The 13468-nt window shown below is 37.9% G+C and carries 16 protein-coding genes; 3 read left to right on the forward strand and 13 right to left on the reverse strand.

All coding sequences use genetic code 11. The annotated features are described in order from the left end of the window. Positions 1-47: 47 nt before the first annotated feature. The 8 genes from AC6F34_RS04160 to spoIIM all read right to left on the reverse strand — a co-directional run bounded on the left by AC6F34_RS04160 (position 48) and on the right by spoIIM (position 7082). Positions 48-1355 (reverse strand): pyrimidine-nucleoside phosphorylase, encoded by a 1308-nt coding sequence (locus tag AC6F34_RS04160; RefSeq protein WP_500769241.1) that lies wholly within the window; start codon positions 1353-1355, stop codon positions 48-50. Positions 1356-1372: 17 nt separating this feature from the next. After that, positions 1373-2191: a purine-nucleoside phosphorylase gene (locus AC6F34_RS04165; RefSeq protein WP_500769243.1), complete on the reverse strand. Its 819-nt coding sequence runs from the start codon at positions 2189-2191 to the stop codon at positions 1373-1375. 13 nt (positions 2192-2204) lie between these two features. After that, a complete protein-coding gene (deoB, locus tag AC6F34_RS04170; RefSeq protein WP_500769245.1) occupies positions 2205-3395 on the reverse strand; it encodes a phosphopentomutase in 1191 nt (396 codons plus the stop codon). Between the two features lie 232 nt (positions 3396-3627). Next, positions 3628-4521 (reverse strand): site-specific tyrosine recombinase XerD, encoded by an 894-nt coding sequence (xerD, locus tag AC6F34_RS04175; protein WP_500769247.1) that lies wholly within the window; start codon positions 4519-4521, stop codon positions 3628-3630. A 7-nt stretch (positions 4522-4528) separates the two neighbouring features. Continuing rightward, positions 4529-4756, reverse strand: coding sequence for a YqzK family protein (locus AC6F34_RS04180; protein WP_500769249.1), 228 nt, complete (start codon positions 4754-4756; stop codon positions 4529-4531). Positions 4757-4946: 190 nt separating this feature from the next. Next, the gene (fur, locus tag AC6F34_RS04185) at positions 4947-5417 is read right to left on the reverse strand and encodes a ferric iron uptake transcriptional regulator (RefSeq protein WP_500769251.1); all 471 of its coding nucleotides are present in this window, start codon (positions 5415-5417) and stop codon (positions 4947-4949) included. 284 nt (positions 5418-5701) lie between these two features. Continuing rightward, positions 5702-6235, reverse strand: coding sequence for a GNAT family N-acetyltransferase (locus tag AC6F34_RS04190; RefSeq protein ID WP_500769253.1), 534 nt, complete (start codon positions 6233-6235; stop codon positions 5702-5704). 205 nt (positions 6236-6440) lie between these two features. Further along, positions 6441-7082, reverse strand: coding sequence for a stage II sporulation protein M (spoIIM, locus tag AC6F34_RS04195; protein WP_500769255.1), 642 nt, complete (start codon positions 7080-7082; stop codon positions 6441-6443). Between the two features lie 661 nt (positions 7083-7743). Here spoIIM and AC6F34_RS04200 point away from each other — a divergent pair. Next, complete coding sequence (locus tag AC6F34_RS04200) at positions 7744-8307, forward strand: GNAT family N-acetyltransferase (RefSeq protein ID WP_500769257.1); 564 nt, start codon at positions 7744-7746, stop codon at positions 8305-8307. Between the two features lie 35 nt (positions 8308-8342). Here AC6F34_RS04200 and AC6F34_RS04205 read toward each other — a convergent pair whose 3' ends face one another. After that, the gene (locus tag AC6F34_RS04205) at positions 8343-9512 is read right to left on the reverse strand and encodes an endonuclease Q family protein (RefSeq protein WP_500770135.1); all 1170 of its coding nucleotides are present in this window, start codon (positions 9510-9512) and stop codon (positions 8343-8345) included. Further along, complete coding sequence (locus tag AC6F34_RS04210; protein WP_500769259.1) at positions 9512-10066, reverse strand: NUDIX hydrolase; 555 nt, start codon at positions 10064-10066, stop codon at positions 9512-9514. Before AC6F34_RS04210 ends, AC6F34_RS04205 begins: the two co-directional genes overlap by 1 nt. A gap of 76 nt (positions 10067-10142) precedes the next feature. Between AC6F34_RS04210 and mciZ the strand changes: the two genes are divergently transcribed. Together mciZ and AC6F34_RS04220 are read left to right on the forward strand one after the other, a co-directional pair. After that, positions 10143-10280, forward strand: a complete 138-nt coding sequence (gene mciZ, locus AC6F34_RS04215; protein ID WP_500769261.1) for a Z-ring formation inhibitor MciZ — start codon at positions 10143-10145, stop codon at positions 10278-10280. 71 nt (positions 10281-10351) lie between these two features. Then, the gene (locus AC6F34_RS04220; protein ID WP_500769263.1) at positions 10352-11257 is read left to right on the forward strand and encodes an aldo/keto reductase; all 906 of its coding nucleotides are present in this window, start codon (positions 10352-10354) and stop codon (positions 11255-11257) included. A gap of 112 nt (positions 11258-11369) precedes the next feature. Here the strand turns inward: AC6F34_RS04220 and AC6F34_RS04225 are convergent, their stop codons facing one another. The 3 genes from AC6F34_RS04225 to AC6F34_RS04235 all read right to left on the reverse strand — a co-directional run bounded on the left by AC6F34_RS04225 (position 11370) and on the right by AC6F34_RS04235 (position 13326). Beyond that, entirely contained in the window at positions 11370-11618 is a 249-nt protein-coding gene (locus tag AC6F34_RS04225; RefSeq protein ID WP_500769265.1) for a YqkE family protein, read from the reverse strand. A 261-nt stretch (positions 11619-11879) separates the two neighbouring features. Beyond that, the gene (locus AC6F34_RS04230; protein WP_500769267.1) at positions 11880-12035 is read right to left on the reverse strand and encodes a hypothetical protein; all 156 of its coding nucleotides are present in this window, start codon (positions 12033-12035) and stop codon (positions 11880-11882) included. 100 nt (positions 12036-12135) lie between these two features. Beyond that, positions 12136-13326, reverse strand: coding sequence for an acetyl-CoA C-acetyltransferase (locus tag AC6F34_RS04235; protein ID WP_500769269.1), 1191 nt, complete (start codon positions 13324-13326; stop codon positions 12136-12138). Positions 13327-13468: the final 142 nt, after the last annotated feature.

Below are 13468 nucleotides of genomic sequence, written 5' to 3' on the forward strand. Positions count from 1 at the left end.
GTTTGTAGTCGTGTCTAACATTTACGGGGCAGTTCAATTTTCCTGCTTTATTTCTTTGTAATTTCCTCATGAACTAGTGTTGGTGCTGCAACTTTGTTCGAAGAAAGGAAGATATTCTCGTATAAAAGTTCCTTTACTTCATCTACATTTTCTTGGTTGCTATAAATCGTTAAGAGTGGTTCTCCTTTTTTGACAGTGTCACCGATTTTCTTGTGAAGGACGAGACCAACTGCTAAATCAATCTCAGATTCCTTCGTCGCACGGCCTGCACCGAGTAGCATTGCAGCTGTACCGATTTCGTCAGCTGTCATGCTTTCCACATATCCATCTTCTTTTGCTTCTAGTGGAATTTTATATGCTGCTTGTGGGAGCTTTTCCGGATGATCAATCACATCTGGGTTGCCACCTTGAGACTGCACAAACACTTTAAACGTTTCAAGAGCACTGCCGTCTTCAATTGCCGTTTTTAGCATAGCTCTTGCATCCTCAACATTGCTCGCTTTTTCAGCAAGAACAACCATATGAGCTCCTAACGTTAAGCACAGCTCTGTTAAGTCTTCTGGACCTTCACCTTTTAATGTATCAATTGCTTCTTTTACCTCTAACGCATTTCCAATAGCAAACCCTAACGGCTGACTCATATCAGAAATAACCGCCATTGTTTTACGTCCGACATTGTTTCCAATATCAACCATCGCTTCAGCTAGAGCTCGTGAATCTTCTAGTGATTTCATAAATGCTCCTGCACCTGTCTTAACATCTAAAACGATTGCATCTGCACCAGCAGCGATTTTCTTACTCATGATGGAGCTTGCAATTAATGGAATGCTGTCAACAGTTGCGGTAACATCTCTCAATGCGTATAACTTTTTATCAGCTGGTGTTAAATTCCCACTTTGTCCAATAACAGCTACTTTATTTTCATTGACTAATTTAATAAATTCGTCATTTTCAATTTCTACATGAAAACCTTCAAACGCTTCTAATTTATCAATCGTTCCGCCTGTATGACCTAACCCTCTTCCAGACATTTTTGCAACAGGAACGCCAACTGCGGCAACAAGTGGCCCTAAGACTAATGTTGTTGTATCGCCCACTCCTCCTGTTGAGTGCTTATCTACTTTAATACCGTTAATCTTGCTTAAATCGATATGGTCACCTGACTGAACCATAGCCATTGTTAACTCTGCTCGCTCTAGCTGCGTCATTCCTTGAAAGTAGACAGCCATTAGGAATGCACTGACTTGGTAATCAGGAATCGATCCTTCTGTATATCCTTTGATAAAAAACTGAATTTCCTCTGATGTTAACTCTTCCTTGTTTCGTTTCTTTTCAATGATATCTACCATTCTCATGTGTAATTCCCCACTTTCTATTGAATTGCCTGAATTAATTGCTTCACATAGCTTAAGAACGATTGCTTTACTTTTTCAGTCGTTTCAATTACCTCTTCATGATTCAGCCCTTGCGGCAAAATTCCAGCTGCCATATTCGAAATACAGGAGATTCCTAATACATTTAACCCCGCATGTCTCGCTACAATGACCTCCGGCACAGTCGACATTCCGACTGCATCCCCACCAAGGATACGAAGCATTTTTACTTCTGCTGGCGTTTCGTAAGTAGGACCAGTATTTCCTACATAAACACCCTCTTGAAGTTTCAAGTTGAGTTCTGCTCCTACTTTTCTTGCAATTGCAAGTAAGTTTGGATCATACGCAGTCGACATATCTGGGAACCTTACCCCTAACTCACGGTCATTTGGTCCGATTAATGGATTTGTACCTGTTTGGTTAATATGATCCGTAATGAGCATTAAATCACCTGGTGAAAATGACTCATTAATCCCTCCAGCGGCATTAGTCACAATTAAGCTCTCAACCCCAAGTTCTTTCATAACTCGCACAGGAAATGTTACTTGTTGCATTGTATAGCCTTCATAGTAATGAAAACGCCCTTGCATCGCTATGACTGCTACGCCAGCGATATCCCCAATAACAAGCTGACCAGCATGGCCTTCAACTGTTGAAACCGGGAAGCTAGGGATTTCTTCATACGGAATCTTTACACTTGCTTCAATTTCATCCGCCAGCACACCAAGACCTGATCCTAATATGAGCCCGATAGTTGGTACTTTATTTGCTTTCTGCTTAATATAATGAGCCGCTTGCTTTATTGACTGGTGATCCATTTTCATCTCTCCTTTATGAACGTTTTAATTCTTTCAAAAAGCTTTTTCCGTACTTTGGAGCTTTAACATTAAAGTTCTCTGCGATAGTTGCCCCAATATCTGCAAATGTTTCACGCACTGGCAATTCACTGCCTTCATTCAGTTTCTTGTTGTAGACAAGCAGTGGTACATATTCACGTGTGTGATCTGTTCCTGGGTGAACAGGGTCATTCCCATGGTCTGCTGTAATAATTAAAAGATCATCTTCTTGCATAGATGCAATCACTTCTGGTAAACGTTCGTCATACTCTTCCAGTGCTTTTCCATATCCAATTGGATCGCGGCGATGGCCGAATAATGCATCAAAATCAACTAAGTTCAAAAAGCTTAAACCTGTAAAATCTTGCTTAAACGACTCCAATAACTTATCCATTCCATCCATATTTGAGACAGTGCGCACAGATGTTGTGATACCTTCCCCATCATAAATGTCTGAAATCTTCCCTAATGCAATCACATCAAGCCCTGCATCCTTAAGTTCATTCATAACTGTACGATCAAATGGCTTAAGTGCGTAATCATGACGATTAGCCGTTCTTACATACGCGCCTTCCTCTCCGATGAATGGTCGGGCAATGATACGTCCAACCATGTAGCGCTCATCAAGAGTTAATTCACGAGCAATTTCACAAATACGATATTGCTCTTCAATCGGTATAATCTCTTCATGGGCCGCAATCTGTAGCACAGAATCAGCTGAAGTGTAAACGATCAGTGCACCTGTTTTCATATGCTCTTCTGCGAGCTCATCAAGGATTCCAGTTCCACTCGCAGGCTTATTACCGATAACTTTACGCCCTGTTCTAGCTTCTAATTCAGAGATTAATTCAGGTGGAAAACCATCTGGGAACACACGAAATGGCGTTACAATATTCAACCCCATGATCTCCCAATGTCCTGTCATCGTATCTTTTCCATTTGATGCTTCTTGCATTTTTGTATAATAAGCAAGCGGTTGATCCGCCTTTTCAATTCCTTCGATCTCGCGAATATTGCTTAATCCAAGCTTGCCCATATTAGGCATCTTCAGCCCATTCATTGCTTTTGCAATATGCCCAAGTGTATCAGCACCTTGGTCACCAAACTGCTTAGCATCTGGAGCTTCTCCTATTCCTACTGAATCTAGTACAATTAAGAACACTCGTTTATATGTATGATTTGTCATCACTTCATCCTCCTATTAAATCGATATATATTAAAAAGATATTATGAAGGCTCTTACAGCATGAATCCCCTTACATTTCATCATTACTCAACTATTTTACCCTAAATTTTATGATTGTTTCTCTTGTTTATTCGTCAGAAGTCTGACAACTAATATTGTACATGATATATAGAAAAAAAACCAAGAAAATCTATTAAAAAAACAGATTTTTCTCGGTTTTTCTTTCGAACCATTATGCACGCGGGTGAAACTGACTATATACATCCTTTAACCTCGTTTTTGTAACATGGGTATAAATTTGTGTTGTAGAAATGTCCGCATGACCAAGCATCTCCTGTACCGCTCTTAAATCAGCACCATTTTCTAAAAGATGTGTAGCAAATGAATGGCGTAATGTGTGTGGTGTTAAATCTTTTTCAATACCACATTTTTTTGTTAACCCTTTTAAGATCTTCCAAAACCCTTGTCTTGAAAGCCCTTTTCCATGATGATTTAAAAACAATGAGTCATCGCGATGTTTCTTAGATATAAACTTTGTTCTCCCATCTCGTAAATACACTTCAATTGCCGCCATTGCTGTCCGACCAATCGGAATGATTCTTTCTTTATTCCCTTTTCCAACAGTACGGACGAACCCCATTGTTAAGTGAACATCATCAAGTTGCAAATTGATTAATTCACTCACACGAATCCCAGTCGCATAGAGCAATTCAAGCATTGCTTGGTCTCGCAAACCGAAGTGATTAGCCACATCAGGCGTACCTAAGAGCACCTCAACTTCTTGCATGCTTAGCACTTTTGGCAAGGTACGCTGTGCTTGAGGTGTTTCAATATGTATAGTAGGGTCTTGCTCACATACCTTCTCCCGAAGAAGGAACTGGTGGAAAGCACGAATCGATGCAATATGTCTTGCAAGTGTTTTCGATGACTTTCCATTCTTCTTCAAGTGGCTTAGAAACTGAATGATATGAGGTCGCCCAATTGCATTAATATGAATGATATTTTCTACTTTTTCAACGTAATGTAAATAACTTTTTAAATCGCGTTTATAGGATTCAATCGTGTTTTTCGCTAATCCTTTTTCAATAACTAAATAATGGACAAAGTCCTGTAGATGGTCTTCCATACGAGCATTACTCCCCATTTAAATAAAACAGAATTAACCTCTCTAACCATGTAGAATCTTCACGATTGTATTGAGCAGATACCTTCACAGCTGCACCTTGAGGTTCATCATAGCGATGGTAATCCTGATATTCTTCGTTCAACCACATGATACCATAATAAAAAAGGATTGTGCATCCAGTAAAGAGCACAAATACTTTTATTGTTTGAAAACACAATTTCAACCATGTATGCATATTCATCCTCCTTGTCTCTACTAACAAGATATGCCATTTTGGACAAGGTTTATACCATAGTTTTTGAGAAAAGCTTAGAACGGACGCTTATTATGCAGCCAAGAGTCTTCTTCTGCAAGTGAATATACCCTTTTTGATACAAGCGCCTTTCTCTATTAAACAGAAAAACCTTTTCCGATTTAGAAAAGGCTTATACATTCACTTCTTCTTCAGTTTTAGATTCTTTTTCTTGACAGCGGTAGCAAATTCCATGAAACGTTAAGCGATGATCTTTAATTTTAAAATTCCATCGTCTCTCAACGACTTCTTCTACATCTTCTAACAAGTCCTCTTGAATTTCGTCAACCGCACCGCATTCTATACATACTAAGTGATGATGGAAATGGGTCGCACCTTCTTGACGTAAATCATATCTAGAAACGCCATCACCAAAATTGATTTTATCAACAATTTTTAATTCCGTTAACAATTCAAGTGTTCGATAGACAGTTGCTAAACCGATCTCAGGTGACTTTTCTTTAACAAGGAGGTAGACATCTTCTGCACTTAAATGATCCTCTTCATGCTCCAACAGTACTCTAACTGTCGCTTCACGTTGAGGTGTTAATTTATAACTTGATGAATGCAACTGCTTTTTAATTCGCTCTACTCTGCTTTCCATTTGAGTGTTCCCTCCCTTGCCACTAACATTATCATTATAACAGATTACCTTTTATAAGCAAAATAAAATTATTATAAACTGGAAGATCAAACAATTACTACATAAGAATCATTTTAAAGTGGAGTTTATTATAATCTATTATAGTTTTAATTTAAAGTGCACATGAAAGAATCTACTTTTTCGTTAATTTAAAAAATTAATTAAAAACGGTTATGCCTATTTACTAAACCTTGATTCCCTCATTAATTATGACCTTTCTTTCGAACCCCAGTAAATATTTGAATTTATCCTAGTTTATTTAAATCAGATTTTAACATTCCGAATACGATACTATCGGTCCACTCATTTTTATTCCAAAAATCTTGTTTAAAGTGTGCCTCTTTTCTCATCCCAACTCTACTACATAGTTTTTGTGATGCTTTATTTCTTGCGTCCAAATTCGCTTGTATTCGATGTACATTTTCAACGTCAAATAAATAATTTATTAGGGCATTAACAGCCTCTGTTGCATACCCTTTTCCAGACACTGATTTTGAAAAGGTGTAACCAATCTCAACCGTATCTTTCATTCCAGTGTACCAAACAGATAGATCACCAACTACTGTAGAATCCACTATGACAGCTAAGCTCAATGCTTTTTCCTTTGTTAATACATTTTTCTTTAATTTCTTATCGAACTCACTTTCTCTATTGTCGTGAGTCCATTTTTCGTGTAGAAGGTATTTGCATGTATCATCATTATTATAAATTTCATAGACATCATTCAAATGTTGTTTTTCGAAAGTTTTGATCAGTAACCGGTCTGTTTTTATTTGCATACAACCACTTCCTTACGAGCATTTCTACAAAGCGTAGATTGTAATTTAAATCTACACTACTCTTGCAAATTTTTCATTAGAAAAGCTTTGTTTGTTGCCCAACATTAATGTCAGAATCCTATGTTTTCCTTCTAAAAACCACCACAAAGAGGTTTTAGCATGTGTTAAAACAAAAGAGCAGCAAGGTTACCCTCACTGCTACAACTTACATAAAAGCATTAATCATTGACTTCATTAGCGGTGGTGAAATATACGCTTCTATCCATGCAGCTACAAATAATAATGCAACTGCTCCTGAAAAGATAATCGTATACCTTCCTAATAGCTGCATAATTGGTTGATTCATTTTCTTCATAAACTGTCTTTTAATCATTACGATTGAAAAAGAAACAGACATTGCTGCCATCGCGATAAAGATTGGCACAATCAATAAATTTTGCGGCAAAATCGATACAAAAGAGAGTATAAGCCCTCCTAGACCCATTTGATTAACGAGGAAGCCGACCGTAAACCCTACGACCATCCCTTTTAAAAACAATAGAATTAATATGACTGGTAACCCAATGATAGAAATCCCTAATATCCAGATAAACCCAATGTATTTCGCGTTATGAAAGAAGCTCTGTTTCAACAGCTCTTTACTCGAGGCAACTTCATCATTCGCCATCTGACCGAAGAATTGAGTTAAGTATTGAAACAAGTCATCTTTCTGTGTCGTACCTAGGCTATTAACAACAATTGCACCAAATATAACACCCATTATGAATAAGACAATAATAAATAAATAGATTGAGGAATGTTCACGAAAATGAAGGGCTACGACGTTCTGGTACATTTTTTTCTTCATACTTTTCCTCCTGAAAATTCAATGTTAGTAAATTGTATGCATTTCTATTAAAACTATGACGAGAATTTAATAGATTTTTAATAGAGCTATGATCATTTTTGATTATCCAATATTTGTCTACATATGTATCGTTAAACCTTTTTACTAATATGAGAGACACTCAGAATGTCGTCAAAAAATACTTGTCATACTAGACAACCGGCATTCGTGAAGACCCGAATAGAACTCATGGTTCAGGGAGGACTAACTAGACAAACAACGATATATACTAGCGTTTGTCTACAGCCCGTGTTCATTCTCGGCTATCACTTCATTCGGACGTTTTCTGCACACTTGGAAAAAAAGCATAAGCGCTTGCTTAACTACCACAAGCATAAACGAATACCGTAAGAAACCCTGATTTCTGAAGAGGTTTCGTTTATGACCTAAAGTGGCAAGCCGCTGAAACTAGCACAAAATAGCCTCATCGTCGCTTCTATCTGCTTAAGTCTCACCTGCTATGCTTTTCCCACAGCAGTCACCACCTTCGTTCTAATCTAGAATGAACTGTATTATGAGTAATTGTCAGCTTTAGAAACAGATAATGTTTTTTAATTTTAAAAAAAGATTGAATTTTCACAGCGTATCCCCTATAATCAAGAACAATTTAGGGGGAGAGAATATGTCAGAACTACTTGTTGAATTTCCAGAGAGAATTGAAACAGAGAGGCTTTATATTCGTCCGTGTATGCCTGGGGACGGCAAAGCTACCTATGAAGCAATCATTGCTTCACAAAATGAGTTAATGCAATGGCTGCCATTTGCTGTTGGAGAACAAAAACTAGAAAGTACAGAGGCAAACATTCGTGAGGCATACGCCAATTTCATTAAGCGTGAGGACATCAGGCTTCAGATTTTCCGTAAAGAAGATGATTGTTTTATAGGGGGAACAGGTCTGCACCGTCTTAATTGGAAGGTACGAAAATTCGAAATTGGTTATTGGATTGATTCTAGGCATGCAAAAAAAGGATATATGATAGAAGCTGTTGAAGCGCTGATGAAATTTACATTTGAAGAGTTAAAAGCAAACCGTGTTGAGATTCGCTGTGATCCTTATAATACAAATAGTCGAAGGATTCCTGAAAAGCTTGGGTTTACGCTTGAGGGCATTCTACGAAAAGATAGCTTAGATTCAACTGGGGAAAATCTTCGTGATACTTGTGTGTTTGCAAAGGTGAAGGAATAAGCTTGGGCACCCTATACTTCTTTGGGTGCCCTCCTTTATGTTTCTTTTTTAATCCTGCCATACTTCCCACCGCCACCAACATGTACGCTCAAGTTACCTTCCCTTGCTTGAATAATAGTTTTAGCAAGCTTACCTGGCACAACTTCCTTTAAATGCTCTTCAGAGACTTCATGAAGAATCGCCATTTCAGTTCCGAAATGATCAAGGAGCTTCTCCTTTGTTCTCTTTCCTACCCCCGGAATGAATTGCAGTGGAATCTGGTGAACATAAGGTGGACGATTCAGTCTGCTTGTATCGGATGTTTTTAATTCAGATATTCGTTCAGCTACACCTTTAATAAAGGTTGTACTCCCGCAATGAGGGCACTGTAATGTTTCAAGTTCCTTTTGAGCAAAGCATGTCTTGCAACTAGTTTGATGGTATTTACCAAGCAAGGGATCAAGTCCAAAATTCACAACCACCTTACGACCATCCTGTTCATGTAGCGCCATTTTCAGTTCTTTAAAAGTAGGTGCTCCCATTGCGATCATCTGATATTCTCTTGCAATCTTATCAAGTGAATGTGCGTCTGAGTTTGATACAAATGTATACGGATGTAGCTCAGTAATGTTATCAGCCATCGCCGTATTTGAACTTAAACCAAGTTCAATCGCATCGATTCTCTCCGGATTAAATACCTCCGTTAACGACTGTTTAACTCCTTTTCCATACATGCTCTTGAATGGTGTAAACACATGCGCTGGGATAAAAAGCCCATGTAAAGAAGCTACCTTTTTCTGTAGCTCTCTACCACTGATATAGATTCTTTGTGAGCTTAGCTGGATGTTTTTAAGATGATTCTGTAACCAATTGGAGAATGTCTCTATTTCCTTAATTCCTTTGAAATAGCATAAGACATGAATTGGCCCGTGACAGTGCTCATCATACACCTCTAGTTCTGAACCTGGAATCACAACCATCTCACCGTAGCTTAATCCACCATCTTGTAATTCTTCCATTTCCCCTGATGCAACAAGTCCTTTCATTTCCTCAATAACTTCAGGAGAATGGCAATCAATTATCCCTACCATATTCAGCCCTTTTTCATGACGCGCATGACGGATGATATTTGAGAAGGTAAGTGTTTTTGCGCCAGTAATTTTCACAGGTTTTCCTGAAAACGTTCGACCAATATGTATATGTAAATCCACATAATAATGGTTCATCACTTGTTTTTAATTGCCTCCATTAGCTGTAAGTATTGAATTGCATATGCCGTTTTTGCATCATACACTCTTCTTGCTTTCACAAGTTCAATTGCTTCTTCTAATGATACTTCCATTAATTCTACGAACTCATCTTCATCAAGCGATAATGGATTTGCTTTTTTCGATAACCCTTTCGCTACATATATATGGATGATTTCATCTGCAAAACCTGGTGACGTATAAAATGAAATTAAAAGCTCTAATTCCTCACATTGATAACCTGTTTCTTCTTCTAGCTCTCTTTTGGCACATTCTTCAGGTAATTCACCCTTTTCAAGCTTCCCTGCTGGGATTTCTACAATCGTACGTTCCAAAGCTTTACGATATTGTTCCACCAAGATGATTTTATTTTCGTTCGTTATTGCCAATACTGCTACTGCACCTGGGTGTTTAACGATTTCTCTCTTTGCTTGCTTTCCATTTGGTAACTCAACGTCTTCAATTTGCAAGTTAATAACGCGACCTTCGTAAATAACTTCTGTACGGGTCGTTTTTTCTTCTAGTTTTTTCATGAACTCATTCACTCCAGTTCTATTTTGTCCTATTAATCATACATTTTAACATATTAATGTAAAGGAGCTTAAAGAGGTGAAAATCTATTTGCATGATAAGGGAATCATTTTATCAGGTAAGGCATGGGAAATCAGACAAAAGCTAAAAGAATATCAAAAGCATTATCACTATGTACAAGAATGGATTACATCGATTGAGGTTTCGAAGAAATAAAGCAGATTTCTTCCTTTTGATCCTTCCATTCGGTAAGATAAACAAAATAGAGTAATGGAAGGTGAAGTAGGATGAAAAAAAGACAGATTGGTTCAACCGATCTTTTTGTTTCTGAGCTTGGATTAGGCTGTATGTCGTTGATTCCACATTCGAAGGAAGCAAATGACATCATTGCTGCAGCTTTAGATGAAGGCATCAATTACTTTGATACTGCTGATTTATATAATTTCGGAGAGAATGAAGCAACGGTTGGGCAAGCGTTAAAGTCTGTAAGAGATCGAGTGGTCATTGCCACAAAGGTTGGTAACCGTCCTAATCCTTCGAAAGATGGCTGGGAGTGGGATCCTTCCAAAGCCTACATAAAAGAAGCGGTAAAGAACAGCATTCACCGCTTACAAACTGATTATATCGATTTGTACCAATTGCATGGTGGAATGTTCGAAGACAATATAGATGAAACGATTGAAGCATTTGAAGAGCTTAAGCAGGAAGGCATCATTAGACATTACGGGGTATCTTCCATTCGTCCAAACGTCATAAAAGAGTATGTAAATAAGTCGGCGATTGTTTCAAATATGATGCAATACAGCCTTTTAGACCGCCGCCCAGAAGAGGTTTTTCCTCTTCTTGAAGACCATAGCATTAGTCTATTTCCACGAGGACCACTTGCAAAAGGAATCTTAAGTGGACGATTTGAAGAAAAAGGTTCGGAATTTGGCTATCTAAACTACGATCCAGAAGAATTAAAAATCACACTCGATGCAATTCAACAAGCAATTCCAGACCGAATATTAACCGAAATGGCATTCGGCTATCTTTTAAGTCAAAACGTAACGGCATCTGTCATTGCAGGAGCCAGCTCTGTCAAGCAACTACAGGAAAATGCAACTGCTGTAAGAATGGCACCATTAACTGAAGAAGAAATTGAAACGATCCAACAACTTACTCGTATAGATGTTTACGATGCTCATAGATAGAAGAAATAAGAAAAAGCTATTCACAATTGTTCATTGAAAATGTAGACGATGTTATCTCAAAAAATAAAAATCATCACAACCCGCATGTCATGGTGTGATGATTTTTTTCTATCTATTTATATTTATTCCAGTCTAAGTCACTTTCATTTAATAGCTCTTCAAAACTTTTGTTTTTCTCACGTATCTTTCGCTCTTGACGCTTGCGCTCTTCTTCCTCTTCTATACGTTTTGCTTCTGCCTCTTTCAACTGTTGCTTCTGCCCTTGCATCTTCTTTAGAACTTCGTCATTTAATAAGTCACCTAATGTTAAAGGACCGTCGTCTTTTTTCTTCTGTGGTTGCTTGTTTCTATTTTTATTCATATTAATTCCCCTCGTTGCCTTGTATGCCTTTATTATAATCACTTCCTCAAAAAAATGAAAGATAACAGCGCTAATGCCCCCTTTACTTTCCTACTCTTCTGTTCCCTCTTATATCAAACAGGGTAATTAAAAAGAGATCTACTTATATAGCTAAATCAGATATAAATAGTAAAATAATGTTATGAGCTGGGGTGATTTATAGGATTTAATTTAATAAACGAGGCACATTTAAAGTATCATCTCTTATGAAACATTTGTTACTTATTTTTCTTTCTCAGGAGCAGAATCGACTATTTTTTCATGGCAGGAAAAACATAAAATTTTTTGATCCTTTCCAATCATTCCATTCAGAAAGCCACTTCCACAGTAAATCTCAACACTACATGCTGAACATAAACCAACGTATTCCTTTTCCATCCTATCACCTTCAATCAATCTTATTGTACATCGCAAACAGATTTTCCATCAAAAAGATGATTCCTATTTAATAGGAACCACCTTTTGAAGGATATCTCTTTTAATCAATAAGCTCTACAACCGTTGCAACTCCTTGACCGCCACCGATACAAAGGGTAGCTAAACCTTTCTTAGCCTTGCGCTTTTGCATTTCATGAAGCAATGTGACTAAAATACGCGCTCCACTTGCACCAATTGGATGGCCTAATGCAATTGCTCCACCGTTTACATTTAAAATGTCTTTATTGAATGTTAATTCACGATCGACTGCTAACGATTGAGCTGCGAATGCTTCATTTGCTTCAATTAGTTCGATTTCTTCTAATGATACTCCTGATTTTGCAAGCGCCTTTTTCACAGCTGGTACCGGTCCGATCCCCATAATACTCGGATCTACACCCGCTGTTCCGTTTCCTTTAATCACAGCTAAAGGCTTAACACCAAGTTCCTCAGCCTTTTCTTTGCTCATTAATACAAGTGCCGCTGCTCCGTCATTAATTCCAGACGCATTGCCAGCTGTTACACTTCCTTCTTTCTTAAATGCTGCACGTAGCCCAGCTAGTTTCTCTGCAGTTGACCCCTTCTTCGGATACTCATCCTGATCAAAAACGACCGGATCTCCTTTTCTTTGAGGGATAGTTACTGGTACGATTTCATCTTGAAAGCGCCCTGATTCCACAGCTGCTACCGCCTTCTGTTGACTGCTTGCAGCAAACTCATCCTGTTCTTCTCTTGTAATCTCGTACTTATCACAAAGGTTTTCTGCTGTCACACCCATATGATAACGATTAAACGCGCATGTTAATCCATCATCTGTTAAGGAATCATAAACTTTTTGATCACCCATTCTAAAGCCTTCTCTTGCATTTTTTAGAATGTAGGGAGCTTGGCTCATATTCTCCATCCCACCAGCAACAATAATATCAGCATCTCCCGCTAAAATTGCTTGTGTCGCAAGATGAACTGCCTTTAAACCTGATCCACATACTTTATTAATCGTTAGTGAGGAAACGCTTTCAGGAATGCCTGCTTTAATTGCTGCTTGTCTTGCTGGGTTTTGTCCGAGCCCAGCTTGAAGTACATTTCCTAGAATAACCTCATCTACTTGATTTGGTTTGATATCTGCTTTTTCCAAAGCTGCTTTTAAGACAACAGCACCAAGTTCTGGAGCCGATACATTTTTTAAACTACCGTTAAAATTTCCAATTGCTGTTCGGACAGCACTAACAATCACAACTTCTTTTTGATTCATTAATTCTCATCCTTTCTAGCTCTCTATCGTATATATATTTCTTCACGAAATGCGAAATTCCTGTTATTTTGTCTAAAAATTTCGTATTCTACCAGTAGTTTTCCTATTATTCTTGCAATTTAAGCTCAACAGATTCTAAAAT

The sequence above is a fragment of the Niallia sp. CD-39 genome, assembly GCF_059874745.1.

Excerpts from the sequence above, each read along its gene's own strand:
- AC6F34_RS04220 (WP_500769263.1), top strand. The coding sequence starts at position 10,352 with ATGAAAAAAAGACAGATTGGTTCAACCGATCTTTTTGTTTCTGAGCTT.
- AC6F34_RS04200 (WP_500769257.1), top strand. The coding sequence starts at position 7,744 with ATGTCAGAACTACTTGTTGAATTTCCAGAGAGAATTGAAACAGAGAGG.
- AC6F34_RS04230 (WP_500769267.1), bottom strand. The coding sequence starts at position 12,035 with ATGGAAAAGGAATACGTTGGTTTATGTTCAGCATGTAGTGTTGAGATT.
- AC6F34_RS04235 (WP_500769269.1), bottom strand. The coding sequence starts at position 13,326 with ATGAATCAAAAAGAAGTTGTGATTGTTAGTGCTGTCCGAACAGCAATT.
- AC6F34_RS04180 (WP_500769249.1), bottom strand. The coding sequence starts at position 4,756 with ATGCATACATGGTTGAAATTGTGTTTTCAAACAATAAAAGTATTTGTG.
- xerD (WP_500769247.1), bottom strand. The coding sequence starts at position 4,521 with ATGGAAGACCATCTACAGGACTTTGTCCATTATTTAGTTATTGAAAAA.
- AC6F34_RS04165 (WP_500769243.1), bottom strand. The coding sequence starts at position 2,191 with ATGGATCACCAGTCAATAAAGCAAGCGGCTCATTATATTAAGCAGAAA.
- AC6F34_RS04225 (WP_500769265.1), bottom strand. The coding sequence starts at position 11,618 with ATGAATAAAAATAGAAACAAGCAACCACAGAAGAAAAAAGACGACGGT.
- AC6F34_RS04210 (WP_500769259.1), bottom strand. The coding sequence starts at position 10,066 with ATGAAAAAACTAGAAGAAAAAACGACCCGTACAGAAGTTATTTACGAA.
- AC6F34_RS04205 (WP_500770135.1), bottom strand. The coding sequence starts at position 9,512 with ATGAACCATTATTATGTGGATTTACATATACATATTGGTCGAACGTTT.
- AC6F34_RS04190 (WP_500769253.1), bottom strand. The coding sequence starts at position 6,235 with ATGCAAATAAAAACAGACCGGTTACTGATCAAAACTTTCGAAAAACAA.
- deoB (WP_500769245.1), bottom strand. The coding sequence starts at position 3,395 with ATGACAAATCATACATATAAACGAGTGTTCTTAATTGTACTAGATTCA.
- spoIIM (WP_500769255.1), bottom strand. The coding sequence starts at position 7,082 with ATGAAGAAAAAAATGTACCAGAACGTCGTAGCCCTTCATTTTCGTGAA.
- fur (WP_500769251.1), bottom strand. The coding sequence starts at position 5,417 with ATGGAAAGCAGAGTAGAGCGAATTAAAAAGCAGTTGCATTCATCAAGT.
- AC6F34_RS04160 (WP_500769241.1), bottom strand. The coding sequence starts at position 1,355 with ATGAGAATGGTAGATATCATTGAAAAGAAACGAAACAAGGAAGAGTTA.